The following is a 1,265-nucleotide window of genomic DNA, read 5'->3' as shown; positions in this document are numbered from 1 at the left end:
GTTTATGAGAATTTGAAAATTATCTTGTTGTAAAATTTGACATTCTTCTGGACTATTGCAAATTTGCTTAAAATTTCTTGGTGCAAGAAATTTTTCATATGTAGAATTAAGAAAATTTGTTATTATGCGAGAAGCTGTACCATCAAAAATAAATTCTAATATTGCATCTAAAACATTATCATAGATATCGAAAGCTTTATTGGTTGCATTCTCGATTGCGACAGGAATATCATTTGCATAAATAATTGTAATTACAGCAACTTCTACTTGACCAGTTCTTATGCCACCTACAATACCTACTGCAATAATTGGACCGCTAACTAAATTACTTGTAAAATGAACTACAGCTTTTCTAAAATTCTTAGTCTTATGATATACTTCTTCTGATTCTATAAAATTTGTTACTAAATCCAGATGGCTAAGTGATTTTTTAATATATCTATTAACAGCTTCTCCTAGAATATCTTCGTTTTCTAACAATTCTTGTAGTGGTATGACATAAGTCAATGATTCTCTTAATTCGCTTAACTTATCCATTATTTTACTCCATTATGAAGCATTGTTTGTTTGCTAAAAAATAAACCCTTGCTGCATAGTAAGCTTTTGAAAAGAAATATTCTTCTTTTTTCAAATTTTTATCATATTCATCATCATAAAAAGCAAAGTAAATTACTTCATAAAGATTATTATAAAAATCTTTATTATTAATAAGATTAAGAGTGCAATTTTCGCTTTAAGAGTCTATAATCTTAAAAACATAATTTATCTTTTCTATAAAACATTGCATTTTACTTTTTACATCTATAATTTTACAAGAGTTAGCTTTTTTCAAGAGCTCTTCGCTATCTTCTTTTAAAATTTTTTCCATATATTCTCCCCAATCCTTTTCTACAGTGGCAACTCCTGCAATGTATTCAGGTTTTCCAAAATTAAGTCCTGATTTTAAAGGATATTCTGTGGCCATTTTTTCAAATAAATCTTTTAAGCTTGGGTTTTGGGAAAGAAAAACTTCTTTGCTTTTGGTATTGCTTATATAATCAGGGATACTTTCAGAATCTTTTATTACAATTTGTATAATTGGAGATAGCTCCCTTTCTTTTTTAGGTAGAATAAATTTATCAACAAAAGAAAAAGAACTCACAATAAGGACAAGAATAAAAAAAGCTTTTATAGGGTGGTATAAAATAAAAAAATAAATTTTGTAAAATAAATTCATAATTACTCCTTAATTTATAATATTGTATCTAAAATTTAAATTATCTTCT

At 26.2% G+C, this 1,265-nt stretch carries 2 protein-coding genes; both read right to left on the bottom strand.

Annotation, left to right across the window (positions count from 1 at the left end; genetic code table 11):
• The coding region (locus H2277_RS08950; RefSeq protein WP_337201958.1) for a hypothetical protein at positions 1-537 on the bottom strand (537 nt) is incomplete at its 3' end.
• A gap of 196 nt (positions 538-733) precedes the next feature.
• A complete protein-coding gene (locus H2277_RS08945) occupies positions 734-1,216 on the bottom strand; it encodes a hypothetical protein (protein WP_337201957.1) in 483 nt (160 codons plus the stop codon).
• Positions 1,217-1,265: the final 49 nt, after the last annotated feature.

It is taken from the genome of Campylobacter sp. W0014 (assembly GCF_020135975.1).
Taxonomy (GTDB): Bacteria; Campylobacterota; Campylobacteria; order Campylobacterales; family Campylobacteraceae; genus Campylobacter_D.
The sequence above is the reverse complement of the archived record's forward strand: the minus strand, read 5'-3'. Positions and strand labels throughout refer to the sequence as shown.

Coding starts and splice junctions, on each gene's coding strand:
- H2277_RS08945 (WP_337201957.1), bottom strand. CDS start 1,216: ATGAATTTATTTTACAAAATTTATTTTTTTATTTTATACCACCCTATA.